Source organism: Streptomyces sp. NPDC003016 (genome assembly GCF_053591455.1).
In genome coordinates this window covers 16,196-34,998 of the sequence record NZ_JBSFTV010000017.1, presented here as the reverse complement: position 1 = coordinate 34,998, position 18,803 = coordinate 16,196, and the positions used below count along the sequence as shown (strand labels likewise).

12 protein-coding genes are annotated in these 18,803 nt (G+C 73.9%); 7 read left to right on the top strand and 5 right to left on the bottom strand.

Translation table 11 applies throughout. The features are described 5' to 3' along the window. Nucleotides 1-89 precede the first annotated feature (89 nt). From ACWDZ4_RS16610 to ACWDZ4_RS16580, 7 genes are all read left to right on the top strand, one after another. Nucleotides 90-479 carry an alpha/beta hydrolase fold domain-containing protein gene (locus tag ACWDZ4_RS16610; protein ID WP_451509116.1) on the top strand — a complete coding sequence of 130 codons (390 nt, stop codon included), beginning with the start codon at nucleotides 90-92 and terminating at the stop codon, nucleotides 477-479. Nucleotides 480-538: 59 nt separating this feature from the next. Continuing rightward, entirely contained in the window at nucleotides 539-1,198 is a 660-nt protein-coding gene (locus ACWDZ4_RS16605; protein ID WP_451509115.1) for a DUF5701 family protein, read from the top strand. Between the two features lie 155 nt (nucleotides 1,199-1,353). After that, on the top strand, nucleotides 1,354-1,800 hold the full coding sequence (locus ACWDZ4_RS16600; RefSeq protein WP_451509114.1) for a DUF1304 family protein: 447 nt from the start codon (nucleotides 1,354-1,356) through the stop codon (nucleotides 1,798-1,800). Nucleotides 1,801-2,109: 309 nt separating this feature from the next. After that, nucleotides 2,110-3,915 carry a S8 family peptidase gene (locus tag ACWDZ4_RS16595; RefSeq protein WP_451509113.1) on the top strand — a complete coding sequence of 602 codons (1,806 nt, stop codon included), beginning with the start codon at nucleotides 2,110-2,112 and terminating at the stop codon, nucleotides 3,913-3,915. Nucleotides 3,916-4,093: 178 nt separating this feature from the next. Further along, nucleotides 4,094-7,057, top strand: a complete 2,964-nt coding sequence (locus ACWDZ4_RS16590) for an AAA family ATPase (RefSeq protein WP_451509112.1) — start codon at nucleotides 4,094-4,096, stop codon at nucleotides 7,055-7,057. A gap of 31 nt (nucleotides 7,058-7,088) precedes the next feature. Then, nucleotides 7,089-9,650 (top strand): SpoIIE family protein phosphatase, encoded by a 2,562-nt coding sequence (locus ACWDZ4_RS16585; protein WP_451509111.1) that lies wholly within the window; start codon nucleotides 7,089-7,091, stop codon nucleotides 9,648-9,650. Continuing rightward, nucleotides 9,647-12,109 carry a SpoIIE family protein phosphatase gene (locus ACWDZ4_RS16580; RefSeq protein WP_451509110.1) on the top strand — a complete coding sequence of 821 codons (2,463 nt, stop codon included), beginning with the start codon at nucleotides 9,647-9,649 and terminating at the stop codon, nucleotides 12,107-12,109. Before ACWDZ4_RS16585 ends, ACWDZ4_RS16580 begins: the two co-directional genes overlap by 4 nt. A gap of 10 nt (nucleotides 12,110-12,119) precedes the next feature. Here ACWDZ4_RS16580 and ACWDZ4_RS16575 read toward each other — a convergent pair whose 3' ends face one another. The 5 genes from ACWDZ4_RS16575 to ACWDZ4_RS16555 form a co-directional block, all read right to left on the bottom strand. Further along, nucleotides 12,120-13,682, bottom strand: a complete 1,563-nt coding sequence (locus tag ACWDZ4_RS16575; protein ID WP_451509109.1) for a hypothetical protein — start codon at nucleotides 13,680-13,682, stop codon at nucleotides 12,120-12,122. Between the two features lie 812 nt (nucleotides 13,683-14,494). Further along, nucleotides 14,495-15,583, bottom strand: coding sequence for an ROK family protein (locus ACWDZ4_RS16570; RefSeq protein ID WP_451509108.1), 1,089 nt, complete (start codon nucleotides 15,581-15,583; stop codon nucleotides 14,495-14,497). 98 nt (nucleotides 15,584-15,681) lie between these two features. Further along, complete coding sequence (locus ACWDZ4_RS16565) at nucleotides 15,682-16,530, bottom strand: glycosyltransferase (protein ID WP_451509107.1); 849 nt, start codon at nucleotides 16,528-16,530, stop codon at nucleotides 15,682-15,684. Nucleotides 16,531-16,626: 96 nt separating this feature from the next. Continuing rightward, nucleotides 16,627-17,502, bottom strand: a complete 876-nt coding sequence (locus ACWDZ4_RS16560; protein ID WP_451509106.1) for an HAD family hydrolase — start codon at nucleotides 17,500-17,502, stop codon at nucleotides 16,627-16,629. 20 nt (nucleotides 17,503-17,522) lie between these two features. Next, a complete protein-coding gene (locus ACWDZ4_RS16555) occupies nucleotides 17,523-18,461 on the bottom strand; it encodes a PfkB family carbohydrate kinase (protein WP_451509105.1) in 939 nt (312 codons plus the stop codon). Nucleotides 18,462-18,803 lie beyond the last annotated feature (342 nt).

The window sequence follows — 18,803 nt, the reverse complement described above, 5'->3', positions numbered from 1 at the left end:
GTAGTAAGTTTCCTCCGAGGGAAAGATGCAGCATGCGAGACCGGCTCCACCGACCACCCCCGAAAGCCACGTCCGACGGAGGAGTGTTCTTGCACATCACCGCTGTTCTCGCGGCGCCCGGTCAGGCCCGGGCGGTCCGCGACCGCACCGGTGTGACGGCGGCCGCCCCGCTCCCGGCCGACGCCGAGGTGTCCGGTGCGGAAGTGTCCCGGGACTGGGTCTGCGCACCGGGCGCCGGGGACGGCGCGGTCGCCTACGTGCACGGCGGCGGGTTCGCCCACACCGTGCCCAAGGCCGAACGCGCGACAGCCCACCGGCTGTCGAAAGCGGCCGGGCGGCCGGCGCCGCGGGTGGACTACCGGCCGGCGCCCGCCCACCCCTGCCAGGCGGCGCTCGACGACGTCCTCGCCGCCTGGCGCAGCGTGCTGGAGCGGGGAATCCCCGCTTCGAAGGCCGCCCTCGTCAAGGAGCTGTCGTGACCCACGCCCCCGAGGCAGCCGAAGCACGCCCGGAACCGGAGACCACAAGAGGAGCACCCATGGCTCAGCCGACGGCCTTCGACGCGGGCGCCGAATTCGACCGGCAGGTCCGTACCCTGACCGAGCTGGGATACCCGGCGGCGGCCGGCCTCGCCCCGGAGCGGTTCGGCGCCGCGGTCGCGCCGCTGCGGGCCGTCGCCGTGGCGTCCGGGGACACCCGGTGCGAGCCCGGGACCGGCCGGGTGCCGTTCGTACTGGTCGTCACCCGGAACCTGGCACCGGTCGAGGAGACGATGCCGCGCACCACCCTGCACGGCGGACGACTCCCCGGTTCCGTCGACCGCTCGTACGAACCCGGCGCCCTCGAACGCTTCGTCGCCACCGAGGAGACCGGACTCGCCGGCGAGGACGCCTACCTGCTGTTCGACGTCGAACGCGGGGAGGAGTTCTGCGGCGCCGTACCCAACGACGCCATGGGGGCGATCGCCGGGAGGGGGCGCACCCTTCTCACCATCGAGGAAGGGATCGCGCTCATCACCCACTTCCCGCAGGTACTGGTCAAGAACAAGTGCTTCTCCCTCGGCGGCTCACGCGCCGGCGACCGCCGGGTCCCGGCCCTCTGGATCAGCCAGAAGGCCCCGAAGCTCGGCTGGTGCTGGGAACGCAACCCGCACACCTGGCTCGGCATGGCCTCCGCGGGCACCCGCCGCACCGCGTAGACGGGCCCGGACGCCCGCCGCACCGCACAGGCGGACCCGGGCGCCCGTCACGCACCCCGCAGGCGGTCCCGGGTGCCGGCCCGGACCCCGGACGGCGGGTGAACGGGGAGAGTGCCGGCTCCCGGGCCGGAGGCCCGCGGTGGAGCATGACCGGCATGAATGTCGTCAGCCAGGTCTTCGCTCCGTTCGCCGCGGCGGTCCACATCGCCGTGCGGCCGACGGAGAGCTTCCTCTACGGGGGCCCGCGGATCCGGGTCCTCCTCACGGGAAGTACCGCTGACGCGCCCGAGATCCGGCTGTGGCGGTTCAACGTCGGCTTCCACAGCCCGTTTCTCGCGCTCGGCCTCATCGCCGGAATCGTCGCCCTGCACCTGGGACACGAGACCGCCGGCCGCTCGCCGGTCACCTGCGTCTGCATCTGCATCTGCGCTTCCACGATCGCCGGCGGGATCATGCTCTTCGTCTCCGGTCCCACGCTGTGGCGGGGTTCGCCCGGGCAGGCCCCGGCCCCCGCCGTCGCCCTGGCGGCCGACCTCCTCCGACGCTCGGCGCACCAGCGGCGTGCCGCCCGGTCAGGACCCCCGGCCCCCTCACGGGGGTGACAAGGGTTTTCCCCGTATCGGGTTCATCTCGCCGTTCCCTACTGTCTGCCGCACCGGCGAATCCCGCCCCCTGACTTCCGACTCCTGGGTGTCAGGTGCATGTAAAGGGTGAGTTGCCGCCGGTGACGGCCTTGACCCAGGGGCCGTAGCGCCGGCGGCGGCGCACGGGCTGACCCGGCCCAGGAACTGCGGACCGCGGCCCCCACGCCGCACCACGGTTCTCGCGCCGCCCGCCCGCGCTCCGCACGTACGTCGTCAGTTGAAAGAGGGAAGACCTTGAACGGTTCCAGGCGGAGACTCATATCCGTCGTGGCCGCGAGTGCCACGATCGCCGGTGTCGTTGCCACCTCCTCCGTGGCGCTCGCCGCCGCCCCGGCGGGCCCCTCACCGAAGCCCGCCCCGGCTCCGGCTTCGCAGCCCATGACCACGCTGCCGACCGCGCCGGTCGAGAAGGTCGTCGTCACGTACAAGTCCAAGGCCGCCGAGGCCGGTTCCAACGCCGCGGCCAAGAGCGACGCGGCCGCGAAGGGCAAGGAGACCGGCGAGAGCCTGTCGTTCGAACGCCGCCTCGCCGGCGGAGCCGCCCTGGTCGACCTGGGGGGCGAGACCTCCAAGAAGGACCTCACCGAGGTCATGGACGTCTTCCGCGCCGACCCCTCCGTCGCGTCCGTGGAGCCCGACATCCGCGCCTACGCGATGGCGGCCGCCCCGAACGACACCGACTACGCCAAGCAGTGGGACCTGTTCGAGGCCACCGGCGGCATGAACGTACCCGGCGCCTGGGACAAGACCACCGGCAGCGGCGTCACCGTCGCCGTCATCGACACCGGTTACGCCGCCCACTCGGACCTGGCCGCCAACGTCGTCTCCGGCTACGACTTCATCTCCTCGTCCACGGACGCCCGCGACGGCAACGGCCGCGACGGCGACGCCAGGGACGAGGGCGACTGGAACGCCACCGACGGCGAGTGCGGCACCGGTTCCAGGGCGAGCAGCTCCTCCTGGCACGGCACGCACGTGGCCGGCACCATCGGCGCCACGACCAACAACACCAAGGGCGTCGCGGGCATCGCGTACGGCGCGAAGATCCAGCCCGTGCGCGTGCTCGGCAAGTGCGGCGGGTCCTCCTCCGACATCGCCGACGCCATCACCTGGGCGTCCGGCGGTACGGTCCCGGGCACCCCGGCCAACCCGACCCCGGCCAAGGTCGTCAACCTGAGCCTGGGCGGCGCCAGTTCCACCTGCCCCAGCGTCTACCAGACCGCCATCAACGGCGCCGTGTCGCGCGGCACCACCGTGGTCGTCGCGGCCGGCAACAGCAACGCCAACGCCTCCGGTTTCACCCCCGCCAACTGCTCCGGTGTCATCAACGTGGCGTCGACCAGCCGTGAGGGCAACCGCTCGTACTACTCGAACTACGGCACCAGCATCGACGTCTCGGCGCCCGGCGGCGAGACCCGCCGCGCCACCGACACGCCCGGCACCGTCACCACCCCCGAGAACGGCATCCTCTCCACGCTGAACTCGGGCACCACCACCCAGTCCACCGAGAACTACAAGCCCTACCAGGGCACCTCGATGGCCGCCCCGCACATCGCCGGGCTCGCCGCGCTGCTGAAGTCCGCCAAGAGCACGCTCACCCCGGCCGACATCGAGTCCGCGATCAAGAGCAACGCCCGTCCGCTGCCCGGCACCTGCACCGGCGGCTGCGGCGCCGGCATCGCCGACGCGGCGAAGACCGTGAACTCCGTCACCGGCACCGCGCCCGGCGGGACGGTCTTCACCAACGCGGCGAACGTCACCATCAACGACAACGCGACGGTCACCTCCCCGATCGCCGTGACCGGCCGCACCGGCAACGCCCCCGCCGCCCTCAAGGTCGACGTGGACATCAAGCACACCTGGCGCGGCGACCTGGTCGTCGACCTCGTCGCTCCGGACGGCACCGTGCGCACCCTGAAGACCTCGTCGTCCTCCGACGGCGCCGACAACGTCCTCGCGACGTACACGGTCGACGCGTCGAGCGAGGTCGCCAACGGGACCTGGAAGCTCCAGGTCCGCGACGTGGCGTCGGGTGACACCGGCTACATCGACAGCTGGAGTCTCACCTTCTGAGACAGTGGGCGTACAGCATCAATGCTGTTCAGGGGCGTGTCCGCAGTGGGTCGCGGGCACGCCCCTCGCCAGGTCCGTCCGCATGCCGGACACCGGTCCTGGACGGTGGCGGCCGACTCCGTATTCTCTGCTCGCACGGGCAGAGGGCCCGCGCGCACCGGAAGGCGGTGGTGGGTACGTGACGACGTCGGCGGTGTACCGGCCCGCGCCGGTCGGGCGGACCGAGCTCCTCGCGCGGCTCGAACGGGTCCTGCACGCCCGCGGGCGCGCCCTGCTCACCGGCCCTGCCGGGGTGGGCAAGACGGAGCTCGCCCTGGCCGTCGCCGCGCGCGCCGAGTCCCGGGGCGAGACCGTGCTCTGGCTCGCCACGCTCCCCGCCGACCGGAACATACCGGGCGCGGCCGCCGCCGCCCTCGTGGCGTCCGTGTCGGCGTGCGCGTCCTGGCCCGGTCCCGGGACCGCCCACAGCGGTCCGGGCGGGACCGACAGGCCCCACGATGTGGACGGAGCCGGCCGGCCCGGCGGGCCCGGGACGTACGACGTCCTCGACGGGCTGCCCGGCCCGCAGCGGACCGCCGTCGCCATGCTGTGCCGCGAGGCGCCCATCCCGGCCGACGGCTGGGACCCCATCGCCCTGCGGCTCGCCCTCGCCCAGGTCCTGCGGACCCTCACCGCCGCGCGCGGCCCCGTCCTGCTGGTCGTCGACGGCGTCCAGCGCATCGACGACACCAGCGCCGACCTCCTGCGTTTCGCCCTCCACCTGGCCCCGCCCGCGCTGCGGGTGATCAGCGTGGAGGCCCCCACGGCGTACGCCCCGGACCCACTCCGCGGCGGCCCGCAGGGGCCGGACGGGTCCGGCCCGGAGCCCCTGTGGGTGCCGTCCGAGGCCGACGTCCTGGCCGTACCGCCGTTGCAGGCCGACCAGATCGCCGAACTCCTCATCCACCACCGGCTGCCGTCCCGGATGGCCGGCCGCATCCACCGGGCCAGCGGCGGCAACCCGCGTCTCGCGCTCGCCGTCGGCCGGTCCCTCGCCGACGCGCGGACCCCCGTGCACCACGCCGAGGCGCTGTCCCTGTCCGGGCGCGCCCGCGATCTCGCCCGCCAGCTCCTGGGCGCCGCCCCGCCCGCCGTACGCTCCACGCTCCTGCTGGCCGCGCTGGCGCTGCGCCCGACGGCGTCGCTGATCCGCCGGGCGGGCCGGCCCACCGCCGAGGCCGACCTCGCCGCCGCCGAGCGGGCGCATCTGGTCTCCCTCGACGAGGACGGGACGGTCGGCTTCACGGCCGGCGTGCTGCCCTCGACACTCGTGCACGACGCCTGCTGGACCGAGCGCAGCGCCGGTCACACGGCGCTCGCGCGGGTCGTGGACGATCCCGTCGAGGCGGTACGCCACCGGGCGCTGGCCACGGACGTCCCCGACGCGAAGCTGGCCGCGGAGGTCGCGGCGTCCGCCGACGTCGCGCGGCGCCGGGGGAACAGCGCCCTGGCCGCCGAGCTGGCCCTGCTCGCCGCCGAGTCCACACCCGTGCGGCACGCCTCGCAGCGGATCGCCCGGCTGGTGGACGCCGCCGAGGAGGCGGCCCGCGCCGCCCGCGCCGACCTGGCCATGCGCGCGGCCACCGATCTGCTGGCCCGGGACGCCGCACCGGCCGACCGCGTCCGCGCGCGGCTCGCGGTGCTGGACACGGCGGGCCAGGGGCTGAGCGACCTCGACGAGATCTACGTCCACGCCATGGAGGACTCCGAGGGCGACACGGCGCTGCGGGCGGCCGTCCAGCTCCGGCTGGCGGTGAAGTACGTCCTGGCCGACGGCGATCCCGTACGTTCGCGGGCCGCCGCCGTCGAATCCGCCGCGCTCGCCGGCTCGGTGGGCGACCGCAGGACCGCCGCGAAAGCACTGACCGTACAGGCGCGCATGGACCGTGTCCTCGGCTCGCCGGACGCGGAACGGGTACTGGCCGAGGCGCGGGCCCTGGAAGTCTTCGAGCGTCCGCTCGGTGTCCGCAACGCCGCACAGATACTGACGATCCGGCACGCGATGTTCGACGACCGGCTCGCCGACGCCCGTGACCAGCTCGGCGCCCTGCTGCCGCTGGTCGAGCGCCGCGGCCCGGTGGAGGACGCCATCGAGCTGCTGCGCACGCTCGCGGAGACCGAGGCGCGGCAGGGGCAGTGCGCGGCGGCGCTCGCGCACGCCGGCCGCTCGCTCGCCCTCACCCTGGAGGCCGGCCTCTCCCCCGGCCCGGCCTGGTACGCGCTGGCCCTCGCGGAGACCGCCGGCGGCAGCTTCGCGCGGGCCACGAGCTACGCCCGGCGCAGTGTCCGGGCCTCCGAGGAGGAGGGCGACCACGTCTTCCTCTCCCGCAGCCTGTACGCACTGGGCCGGGTCCAGCTGATCGACGGGGACGTGGCGACGGCCCTGGAAACCCTGCGCCGGGTCAGGGCCGGCGAACGCGCCCAGTCGACCGTCGACCCCTCCATGCTGCGCTGGCACGAGGAACTGGCCGAGGCGCTGCTGGCGAACGACGCCCCCGAGGAGGCCGCGGCCCTGCTCGCCGGCGTGCGCCCGGTCGCGGAGCGTCTCGGCCGTACGACGGTGCTGCTCGGCTGCGACCGGGTGTACGCCCTGTACCTGGCGGCGAGCGGGAAACCGGACGAGGCCGCGGAGCTGCTGTCGCACACCGCCGGGCGGTTCGCCGCGGCGGGTCTGCCTCTGGAGCACGGCCGGGCGCTGATCGCGCTCGCCCGCGTGGAGCGCCGCCGCCGCAGACGGTCGGCCGCCCAGGGCGCGCTGCAGGCCGCGGCCGCGGTCTTCGAACGGGCCGGGGCCCTGCCGTGGCTCGGGCTGACCAGGGAGACGTCTTCCCGTACGGCCGAACCGGCACCGGCCGGCGGAAACACCGCCCTGTCGTCCCTCACGGACGCGGAGCTGCGGCTCGCGCTGATGGTCGGCCAGGGGGCCAGCAACCAGGAGGCGGCGGCGAAGCTGTACCTGAGTGTGAAGACGGTCGAGGCCCGTCTGACCCGCATTTACCAGAAACTGGACGTCCGCTCGCGCGCCCAGCTGGCGGCCGCCCTGACCGCCCGGCCGGGCCACCGGCCGACCGCGGCCAGCACGGAAAAACCGGCCGCGGGCTGACCGCGCCACGCGCGGCGCGCGGTCCGCGAAGATGCGCGCCACCGCGGCCGGGGAGCATCCTGACTGTGTGACCTGGTACGGCGCGGCCGGGCACGCCCCGCCGGGTGGAAGCGGGGCGACGACCGGGAGACCGAACAGCAACGGCCGAGTTCCGGACGAACTGGCCCTGGTGCTCGCCCAAGCCGCAGCAAACGCGATCGAGTCTGCCGGCGGATACGCCGGCGGCGTCTACTTGCGTTCCCGGACGCCGGGGCTGCTGCGGCTGGCCGTGCTCTCCGGGCTGCCCGGCCCGCTGTTCCGCCCCTGGTGGAACATGCACGTGAACCGCCCGTTCCCGGTGGCGGAGGCCCACCGCTCGGGCCGGGCCGTCCACCTCGCCGACGCCGAGGAGGCCATGCGGCTGTTCCCGCAGCTCATGGCGGGCCTGCCGTTCCCGTTCGGCTCGATGTACGTGCCCGTCGCCACCAGCCGCGAGAAGTTCGGGGTGCTGGTGGTACTGCGCGCGGCCACGCCCGGGGTCCCGGTCGACCCCACCGACCGCCACCGGGTGGAACACGCCGCGGACCGGCTCGCCGCCGCACTCGACGGGCTGCGCGCGAACGGGGAGCCCGTCGAGTGGGACGGTGAGCCGGTCTGCGTCCAGCTGCCCTCGGTCACCACGCCGCCCGTGCGGATCGGGTACTTCGACTGGGATCTCGCCGACGGCGCCGTGACCGCCGACGCGGAGCTGTGCGCCCTCCTCGGCACCACCCCCGCGGACTTCCCCGGCACCATCGACGCGCTGGTCGCGGGGCTGGCGCCGGAGGACGCGTACGGGCTGTGGGCGGTGGCCCGGCAGACGGCGGCCTCGGGCGGTCCGGCAGCGCGCAGGATGCGGCTGCGCGGGCCGGACGGGCGGGCACACCTGCTCGAACTCTCCGCCCGCGCCCACCCGCCCGGAGACGGCACGGCGGGCCACCTGACCGGCTTCCTGCTGGACTTCGGCGCCGGGCCGGTCGCGGCGGAGACCACCGACCGGCTCCCGGACGCCGTCCTCTCGTTCGACCGGCTCGGGCGGATCACCTATCTGAACCGCAGCGCGGAGATCCTGCTCGGCCACACCCGGTCCGAGCTGGTCGGCAACGTCCTGTGGGAGGTCCTGCCGTGGGTCGGGCACCCCGCGCACGAAGAGTACTTCCGGGCCGCGCTGATGTCCGACGACGCCGTCCACTTCCTGGCCCGGCGCACGACCGGACCGGACGAGTGGCTGTCGGTCTCCCTCTACCCGGGCCACGACGGCCTGACCGCCACGCTGGCCCCGGCACAGCAGCCCGCGTACACGCCGGGGTCGGTCGCCAGGCCGGGCGCCGGACTCGGCTCTCCGGCCGACCGCGCGTCGGCGCTGTACCGCCCGGTCGCCCTGGCCATCGCGCTGACGGAGGCCGTCACGGCACGCCAGGTGTCCGCCGTGGTCACGGACGAACTGCTGCCCGCCTTCGGCGGCCGTCAGCTGGCGATCTACCTGCTGACGGAAGGCCATCTCTATCTGGCCTGGGAGACCGGCTTCCCGAAGGGCTTCCTCGACCGCTTCGACGGGGTCGGCCTCGACGCCCGGCTGCCCGGCGTGGACACGCTGTCCTCGGGCCGCCCCATCTTCTTCGAGTCCATGGAGCACCTGGCCGCCGCCTACCCCGGCATCCCCCTCGACGCCGATGTCGGCGCCAGGGCCTTCCTGCCGCTCATCGCCTCCGGGCGGCCCGTCGGCTCCTGCATCCTCGGCTTCGACCAGCCGCGCGGCTTCAGCCCCGAGGAGCGCACGGTCCTCACCGCCCTGGCCGGACTCATCGCGCAGGCGCTCCAGAGGGCCCAGCGTTACGACACCGAAGCGGCCCTCGCCCGCGGTCTGCAGAACGCGCTGCTGCCGCACCGGCTGCCCGTGGTCGAGAACGTCGACACCGTCGCGCGGTACCTGCCCGGCACCCAGGGCATGGACGTGGGAGGCGACTGGTACGACGTCGTCGACACCGGACGGGGGCTGGCCCTGGTGGTGGGCGACGTACAGGGCCACGGCGTCGCCGCGGCCGCCACCATGGGCCAGCTGCGCAGCGCCGTACGCGCCTTCGCGCTCGCCGGGCAGGACCCGCAGGAGGTCATGGGCGACACCAACCGGCTGCTCATCGACATCGATCCCGGCCAGTTCGCCACCTGCTGCTACATCGTCCTGGACCCGGCGACCGGCTCCGCGCAGGCCGTGCGGGCCGGGCACCCGCAGCCGCTGCTGCGCCACCCCGACGGCTCGACGGAAGTCCTGGACCTGGACGGCGGCATCGTGCTGGGCGTCGACGACGAGGCGACGTACCCCGTCACCGAACTGCGGCTCGCGCCGGGCGCCGTCCTGGCCCTGTTCACCGACGGGCTGGTGGAGCAGCCGGGCATCGACATCGACCTGGGCATCGAGCGGCTGCGCGGCACACTGGCCGAGATCGGCTCGTCTCCCCTCACCGAGACGGCGGACCGTCTGATCCGCGAGGCCAGACAGACCGTCGACCGGCCCGACGACATTGCGCTTCTGCTCGCCGCCCGCCGGGCGGAACCGACAAGGCAGGTGCCATGAGCGCGGTAAACGCAGCCGGGGACGCCGACTTCCGCGGCCCCCTCGACGTCTCCAGAGCGGCCACGGCCGTGCTGGACACCGACGGCACGGTCGTCGGCTGGAGCCTCGCGGCGCAGAAGCTGCTGGGATATCCACCGCACGAGGTGCTCGGGCGCCCGGTCGCCGCCTTCGTGGTGGACGACGGGACGGACGGGACGGACGGAGCCCGGGCGGCCGCGCACTTCCACCGCCGGGTCCTCCACATGCGTCACCGCGACGGCCGTGTCGTCCGCGTGGTCACGGCCATGCTCGCGCTGTCCCCGGCGGGCACGGGCCCCGCCCGGCTCCTGGCGGTGGCCGACGCCGAGGAGACGGAGCAGTGGGAGGTCCTGCAGGCGATGCTCCGGGGACTCGCCACGCAGTCCCCCGTGGGTCTGGCCATCTACGACACGGACCTGCGGGTGGTGTGGACGAACGCCGCCCTCTTCCGGGAAATGGGAACCACGCAGTACACCGGTCTGGGCCCGGACGAGATGGTGGCCGACGGCAAGGTGCTGTCCGAGCGGTATCCGCCGACTCTGGAGGAGACGATGCGGCAGGTGCTGACCACCGGTGAGCCCGTCATCGAGCTCCAGTACAGCGGCCGCCCGCCCTCGGACCCGGAGCGGGACCACATCTGGTCGTGTTCCTACTACTCGCTGCGCGACGACGCGGGGGTCTCGCTGGGAGTGTGCGAGGAGACGTTCGACGTCACCGACCGCTACCTCGCACAGCAGCGGCTGGACCTCCTGGTGCGGGCCGGCGGACACGTGGGCACGACCCTGGACATGGCCCGCACCGCCCAGGAGCTCTGCACGGTCACCGTCCCGCACTTCGCCGACCAGGTCACCGTCGACCTCCTGGAGGCCGTACTGGAAGGCGAGCAGCCCGCCCCCGGGACCGCGTCCGCCGGCCATGTGGTCCGGGTGTGGGGAGGGACGGGGGACGGGGCGGGAAGCGGGATGGCGGCCCCGGCGGAAGACCGGCCCGCGGGGCGGCGGCGGATCGACTACCCACCGGATTCGCCCCAGGCACGCAGCCTGGCCTCGGGCCGCTCGGTGCAGGAACGCCCGGACCCGGACCGTACGGAAGCGGAGGGCACGGCCGGACAGCCGCGCGCGCGGCTGGCGGTGCCCCTGCGCGCCGAAGGCGCCACGCTGGGCGTGGTCACGTTCACGTGGGACCGCCGCCGCGACCCGTTCGACGCCGGTGAGCTGGCGGTGGCGGACGAACTGGTCGCACGGACGGCCGTATGCATCGACAACGCCCGCCGCTACACCCGTGAACACACCGCGGCCCTCATGCTCCAGCACAGCCTGCTCCCCCGGGGCCTCCCCCGGCTGACCGCCGTCGAGCTGGCGTACCGCTACCTGCCGGCGGACAACAAGGCCGGTGTCGGCGGCGACTGGTTCGACGTCATCGCCCTGTCGGGCACGCGGGTGGGCCTGGTCGTGGGTGATGTGGTCGGTCACGGTCTGCGCGCGTCCGCCACCATGGGCCGGCTGCGCACGAGCGTACGCGCGCTCGCCCGGCTGGACTTCGCGCCCGACGAACTCCTCGCCCGCCTGGACGACCTGATCACGCAGGCGGCCAACGAGGGAGCGGCCCTCCCCTCCGAAGGCCAGGAGGCGCCCTACGACGAAGCCCTGGGCGTGACGTGCCTGTACGCCGTGTACGACCCGGTGTCCGGCCTGTGCAGAATGGCGCGGGCCGGCCACCCGCCCCCCGCGCTGGTCGACCCCGCGACCGGCTCCGTCACCTTCCCCGAACTCCCGGCGGGCCCGCCGCTCGGCCTGGGGGGCCTGCCCTTCGAGACCGCGGAGCTGGAACTCCCGGAAGGCACCCTCCTCGCCCTGTTCACCGACGGCCTCGTCCGGGACCGCGACCGGGACCTCGACGACCAGCTCGACGGACTCAGCAGCGTCCTCACCGAGCACCGCCGCCCCCTGGACGAGCTGTGCGACCGGGCGGTCGCGAAGCTGCTGCCCGGCCCCGTGGACGACGACGCCGCGCTGCTTCTCGTACGTACGCACAAGCTGGGCGGGCACCAGGTGGCCGTGTGGGACCTGCCCGCAGATCCGGAGGCGGTCGGCCTCGCCCGCACCATGGCTGCCCGGCAGGTGGGGGAATGGGGACTGGACGAACTGGTCTTCACCACCGAACTGGTGGTGAGCGAACTCGTCACCAACGCCATCCGCCACGCCGCCGCCGGCCCGATCCAGCTGCGGCTCATCCGTGACCGGACCCTGATCTGCGAGGTCTCCGACACCGGCCACACCTCACCCCACCTGCGCCATGCCGGCAGCGACGACGAAGGGGGCCGGGGCCTCTTCCTCGTCGCGCAGATGACCCAGCAGTGGGGAACGCGCTACACGTCCACCGGCAAGACGATCTGGGCCGAGCAGGTGCTCGTACGAGGCGAGAGAGCCACCGAGAGGTGACGGACGGGCCTCATGTCCGGGGCCGCAGCTCGGGCAGGTCAGGCAGTTTGGGCAGCTCCGGCAGTTTGGGCAGTTCCGGCAGTCGAGGCAGGCCGCCGGGCCCCCGGAAGACATACGTGCAGTCCGTGTAGGTGTAGCCGGGCTGGATCCTGGGCCCGGAGGTGTGGTTTCCGCTGTACGTGCCGTCCCCGCCGTCGGCCCGCTTGTAGAGGAAGTGGTAGGTGTCGGCGGGCAGTTGGAGCCTTGCCCTGGGGTACTTCCCGCTGCCGCCCTTGCAGGCGGTGCTCCTGCCGGCCGACACGCTGGGATAAGCGGCGCAGTCGTCGCACTTCTTGAGCCGCACCACGCCGGTGACGGGTCCCGTGTAGAGGATCTCGACCGCGTCGGGAGCGTCGTTGCTGATGACGTACTCCATCCTGGGGCCGCCCGGGCTGCCCTCGGGGGGCAGCCGGTCACCGGCCGCCGCGCGCTCGTCGGCGATCTCCGCGGCGATGGCGATGTTCCGGGCCCTCTTGCTGTTCCCGCTCTTGCGGTAGTCGTCGGCGAAGCCGTTCAGCGTCTTCCGCGCCCCGGCGAAGTCCTTCTTCTCGAACTGGTCCACGCCGCAGGCGTAGACGCCGTTCTCCACCGGCCTGTCGTCGGCCCGGCGCAGGGCGTCCGCCGTCTCACCGGGCAGGCCGGCCACGGTCGCGGCGATCCGGCGCAGTTCCCGGGTGACCTCGCACGGGCCGTCCTCGTCCATCGCCCGGGCGCGCTCCTCGATCCTGGCGCGGACGGCCGGTCCGGCCTTCGCGGCCTGCTCCGACTCGGGGAACGTACGCAGCAGTTCGCCCAGCTCGCCACCGTCCGGGCCCGCCTCCTCGTCCCCGAGCTTCGACATCCCGCACGCGTAGAACGACGTGGCCAGCGGACCGTCGGGCCAGTCCGCCAGGTCGCCCAGCAGGTCCTTGTCCACCGTGCCGGGGAGGGTCCGCAGGTACTTCAGCGGTTCGACGGCGGTGCAGTGCTCGCCCGCGCGGTACGGCTCGGCAACAGCCTTGTAGTACGCGTCCAGCCGGTCCGGGACGAGCTCGGCGGCCCGTGACCGCGGATGCTCTTCGACGAGTTCGCGGTAGCCGGCCAGGGCGGCCCGGTAGTCCTTCTCCCCGGTCTCACCAGTCTCCCCGGTCGCGCCGGCGAAGGGCTTGCGCGAGGCGTCGTCGACCGTCTGGTCGGCCTCGGCCAGCCGGTCGAGGAGCATCTGCTCGACGGCCTCGTCCTGTTGCGCGTCGTACGCCACCACACCCCCCGCGGGCACCGCGAGGAGCACCAGAGCGAGGCCGAGGGCCACCGCCGGCCGCACCGGCGGTCCGGTGGCCCGGTGCCGTGCGCGGCGCGCGCCGTCGAGCGCGGTGAGGAACAGGAACGCGGCGAACGCGACGACCAGGCCGCCCGGTACGCCGTCGGGATCGGCGGGCAGCGCGATCAGCACGAGCGCGGCCGTAACGGCCCAGCACAGAGCGGCCCACAGCCGGCAGCGCAGCAGTACGTAACCGAGACCGAGCCCACTGAGGTTGAGGAGCGCGGCCGCCACGGGCAGCACGGGACCGGCAGCAGGGTGCGGGCCGACGTCCGGCGGCCGGTCCGGTGGTGGTGGCAGCGGCGGCACGGAAGGGGGAGGCGGCAGCGCCGGTCCGGATCCCGCCTCCGGCCCCGGCCCCGGTCCTGACCCTGACTCCGGTCCTGACTCCGATCCGGCGTTCTGATCCCCCACGCTCATACCGGCCCCCCACCGTCGGGCATCACACCCGCTCTCAGCGTGCTCACAGCATCCTCGGCCCCGTGAAGGGTGTCAATCAGGTGCGAAGCGGCCTCCGACGTCCGGAACGCCCGGCCGGACGGGTTTCCGGCCGGGTCACCGGGCATGCGTGCCGTGGCTCGTGTGCCCGGTGACCCGCGTCCGAGGAGATCACGCGTCCGACCGACGCCCCGGCCTTCCGGCCCTGGTCGCCGACGAGCCGAAGCTCTCGGACGTCTGCCGCCTCACGCCTCGCCGTGTCCCGCCCGCCCGGCCGCCGAGCCCGCCCGCCCCGCCGTCGAAGGCCCCCGCGCCGACCGGCGTCACGGTCCGCCACTCCTGCCCGTCGGGAGGCTCAGGCACGGTGGAGCTCGGCGGCGAGAAGGCGTGGAAGGGGGCTTCGGCCGGGCCGGCGGCCGTACGGTCGCCGTCGCACTCACCGGCCTCGCCAAGGACGGCGCCGTACCGGACATCGCCACCGGGGTTCGGCCCCGCCCGCCACCGGCCCCCTCGCCTCCTCCCGCAGACACCCCTCGAACAGGGCCGCCGCCCCCTTCGGGGTGGCACGACGTCAGACGCGCGACCGGCACCGTCAGGTGGAAAAGGGTTCACGGAGGGGGGAGCGAGAGAGCCGGGTCCGCCGCGCCATAGCGATCGGGTACCAGCAGGGGGGCGGCCGCGCCGACCAGGCCGGCGTCCTGGCCGAGCGCTGCGGGCCGGACGGTCACACGGCGCAGGAAGCCGAGACCCCCGAACTCCCGCATGCCGGCGTCCAGGGCGTCGAAGAGAACCCGTCCGGCCCGGGCGACGCCTCCGCCGACCACGATGCGGTCCAGGTCGCAGGTGGCGCACACGGATGTGAAAGCGGCGCCGAGTGCGCGGCCGGCGCGGGTGAACGCCGCCTGCGCGAAGGGGTCGCCGGCCCGCGCCGCCACCGCCAGGTCCCCGGCGGTGGGCCCGGTCGCGGGGTCGGCCACCGGGCCCTGCCAGCCGGACTCACGCGCTGCGGTGGCCAACGCGGTTCCGCTGGCGAACAGTTCGAGACAACCACGGCCGCCACAGGGACAGAGCGGCCCGTCGAGGACGGTGACGATGTGGCCGATGTGCCCGGCGTTGCCAGTGGGTCCCACTCTGGGCCGGCCTCCGAGGATCAGTCCGCCGCCGACGCCCGTGGACACCACACAGCCGAGCATGTCATCGACCCCCTGCCCGGCGCCGGCCCAGTGCTCTCCGACGGCGGTGCAGACGCCGTCACCGACCAGGCTGACCGGGAGACGGCTCCCCCGGACCAGTTCACCGGCCCGGGAGCGGATCGGGAAGTCCCGCCACGCGGGGATCATGACGGGGCTGATCGTGCCGGCCACGGGGTCGAGCGGGCCCGCGGAACCGATGCCGATGCCCTGCACACCGGCTCCCGCCCCAGCCGCACCACCGGCCACGCCCCCCGCCGCGTTCCCCCTGTCGCCGGCCGCTCGAAGCAGCGCCGTTGCCGCACGGGCGAGCGTGGCCCAGGCGCTTTCGGGATCGTCGCCCCGGGGGGTGGGTATCCGGGTGCGCAGGTACGGCGTGGCGGTCGCGTCGACCAGGGCGAGCGCGATCTTCGTACCGCCGATGTCGATCGCCAGTACCGGGCCCCGGTCCTGGAGCGTCCGGGCACGGTGACGCGTGTCGTAACGCCGGTCGGAACCGAGTGGCATGGTGAACTCCGCGGGTCGACGGGCAGGGAGCCCTCACGGGGTGGAAGGAAGCAGGGTGGCATCGGAGGAGGAGGAAGAAGGCCGGGCCGAGCGGGCGTTCACAAGTAGAGGACCCGGCAGCGCACACTTCCGACCAGCCGCCCGCAGCGCAGGGCGGCACGTGCCAGCCAGGCGGCGCGCCGGTCGGCCGTGAGCAGCGGGTCGACGAGGTGGGCGAGCAGCCACCACCAGGGGGAACCGGCCTTGGAAGCGGGCATTCCGGCGGCCCGGAACGCCCGGTACAGCTCGGGGTGGGATCTGCCGTAGCGGTACGACTGCCGCACGATTTCCCGCAGGGAGGAGCGTAGTCGGTAGTGGACGACGGCCTCCGGTACGAAGGCCAGCTCCTCGCCGGCCAGCTGGACGCGCCAGAAGAACTCGACGTCGTCGCAGCTCCTGGTGTAGCTCTCGTCGAAGCCTCCGAGCCGTTCCCAGACCTCTCTGCGGACACCGCAGTTGGCGCCCATGGGGTAGGGCAGGAAGTCGAAGGTCCGGGACAGCTCGGCCCCTGGTTTGGGTGGGCGCGCGGCGAGGGCCGTCCGCCCGTTGAGACTCAGGCGTTCCAGTGCGCCGCCCACCGCCGGCGCGTGGTGCAGGGCGCGCGCCATCGCCTCGATCCATCCGGGGGTGACGACGTCGTCCGCGTCGCAGAAGAGCAACAACTGCCCCTGGCTGCGGCGGCAGCCGACGTTGCGCGCGTGGTTGGCACCGGGCAGGTCCGAGGCGTCGGCCAGCAGGAGTTGGCGCATGTGCCGCTGGTGAGTCGCGACGACGGCCGCCGTACCGTCCCGTGAGCCGTTGTCGACGACGAGGACCTCCCACGGTCCGGCGTAACGCTGTCGGGCGAGCGCGTCGAGCTGACGGCCCAGCGTGGCTTGCGCGTCGCGCGCGGGAACGATGACGGACACGAAGGGGAGCGGGGACGGTGGCGAGTGCCGCGCTCCTTCCTGCGGCCTTGCACCACCCTGGCCATGGTGTTCCTCAGCCATCGGCTTCCCTTGCGCTCAGCCCGTGCTCACGGGCGTCACTGGTGTCATGGGGCCCCCTGGTGCCATAGGGGTCCCTGGTGTCACAGGCGTCACTGGTGTCATGGGCTCGGGCGGCCCTGCGTACGCGGCCGGCTCGCCCGCCGCGACCGGCTCTCCCCCCGAAGTGACGGCTTCCACCGCGGCGACGACGGCCGCCGTGTCGCGGAGGTCGGCGAGGACGGCATCCGCGCCGGCCCCCCACAACTCCTGGGCGGTGGTGTCACCGGTGGCAACACCGATCACACCTGCCCCACCCTCCCGGCCGGCCCGCACGTCCCGGACGGTGTCACCGATCAGGACGGTGTTGTTCCGGTCGAAGGCACCGCCGTAGCGGGCCCGTGCCCGTTCCTGCGCGACGCGGACCAGACGGGAGCGGACGGTGTCGTCCGAACCGTAGCCGCCCGCCTCGAAGTCCACATACGGGTGCAGGTGGAACGTCCTCAGCTTGAGGTCGGCGTTGGGCCGGAGGTTGCCGGTCAGCAGGGACTGGACCACGTGCGGCCGTCCCCGCAGGGCGGTGAGCGCGTCGACCGCGCCCGGCAACACCCGGCCGTGCTCGCGCAGTTCCGTGGCCAGGGAGCGCAGCGCCTGCACGACGGCCGCCGTGATCTCCTCGTCGGTCGCCTCCGTGTCGCCGTGCCGGCCGAGCAGGTCCCGCATGATCTCCAGTTCGGTGCGGCCGTGTGTCTCCACGGTGGTCATGGGGGGTGCGCCGGTCAGCTGGGCGAAGGCCCTCGGGTAGGCCGACGGACCGGCGGGGCCGCTGACGATCAGTGTGTGGTCGATGTCCCACAGCACGAGCCGGCGGGAACGGCCGGCGGCCGCCGTCCCGTTCCCGGGCGTACTCGTCACGGCGTTCGGCTCTTCAGGGATCAACTGCTCGTCCTTTGGTCGGCGCTCATCGGCGGATCGGTCACCGCCCGGGCGGCGTACGGTCCTTCACCCGTCGGTGTCGGCAGCGGATAGGGGCCGCGGCCGCAGACGCAGGCGGCCCCGCACCTGGCCGCCAGGGCCAGCGCCTCACGCGGTGGGTTCCCGTCGGCCAGGGCGAACGCGAGGGCTGCGGCAAAGCTGTCGCCCACGCCGTAGCTGTCGACCAGCGGTCCGGGCGGTGACAGCGCCGGGTAGCTCCCGGCGGGGTCGCCCTGGCGCGAGTACCGGCCGCCCCGCTCGCCCTCGGTGACGACCAGCAGTCCGGGCGGCCGGGACAGCAGCGCGGGGTCGTAGCGTTCGGCCTCGTCCTCGCCGCTGCCGACCAGGGCGTCGACGTGCACCCCGGACGCCGCGACGGTGACGAGTTCCCTGGTGGTCGCCACCAGTACGGGGGCGACGCGTGCCGTCCGGAGCGCCCCGGCGTCGCCGGACACGAAGAAGACCGCGTCGTACCGCTCCAGGGTGTGCCACGGCAGCGGGTCCTGGGTGGTGGGATGCAGCCTGGGCCCGAGGGTCGTGGTGGTGCGCTCCCCGGTGTCGTCCACCAGGCTGACAGCGCCGCGTGTCGGCGCGTCACGTGAAGAGGCGAGCACCCGGACACCCAGAGAGCCGAGCAGCTCTCGGGTACGCACCCCGGCGTCGTCGTCACCGAGCGCGGTGAAGAAGGTGCACTCCCCGGTCAGCGCCGCGAGCTGTACCGCGGCGACCGCCCCGCCACCGGCCGGGCCCTCCCACACCGGGTCGGCGTGGACGACCTCGCCCCGCCGTGGCACACGGCTGATCCGGGCGATGGTGGTCCACTCCACGTGCCCCACGACCGCTGTACGCGGTGACTCGCCGGCCATGACATGCCCCCCTTCCACCATGATGCGGCGCATCCGGCATGCTCCTGGCGCCCAGGCGCGGGTGCCGGCTCGGCCTGCCTCCGGGAAGCCGGTCCGGAACGCTGTGCCCCCTGCCTGACACGTGGACGCGCCGGCGCGTCATGAGACGCGGCCCGAGCCGCCGTACGCGTCTCCTCCCCGGGTCGCCCTCCGTGAGCCCGACGAGAGTTGCACGAAGCCGCCGGGGCCGGAAAGACCCGAACTTCGGGACATAGCGCGCGATCGTGACGTAATGACCAGCCGTTGTTCACTTTGGCTCAATCCCGTGGGTAATGGTGTGTTCACCGTACGAAGTGGGCAGCGTTGTCGTCGCCCGCCCGAACGACCCCGGGGCGC